Raw genomic sequence first — 284 nt, forward strand, 5'->3', positions numbered from 1 at the left:
GTCGGTATCTTCAATGACGCCACCGATGTCCGTACCCGCTATCACGGGTGCGTCGTCAGAGCCTTCAATGGTCACTTCGATGATTTGGGTTTTACTGCCGTCAATCGACGCCACTTCAAAGCGCTCAACGCGTGTATCGCCGTCGCCGAGCTCTTGCACGCCAGTGAGGCTATTATCGACGTTGTACGTCCACGTGCCGTCCGCCAAGATGGTCAGCGTGCCCAATGGCGACTGACCTTCATCGTTATTTAAGCTTGTCACCGTGGTGTTAAACGCCGCTTCAC

1 protein-coding gene is annotated in these 284 nt (G+C 55.3%); it reads right to left on the reverse strand.

Going from position 1 to position 284, the window contains the following annotated elements; all coding sequences use genetic code 11:
• A partial coding sequence (locus MD535_RS25995; protein WP_265678150.1) for a VCBS domain-containing protein occupies window positions 1–284 on the reverse strand: 284 nt, incomplete at both ends.

The sequence above is a fragment of the Vibrio qingdaonensis genome (assembly GCF_026191675.1).
GTDB lineage: Bacteria > Pseudomonadota > Gammaproteobacteria > Enterobacterales > Vibrionaceae > Vibrio > Vibrio qingdaonensis.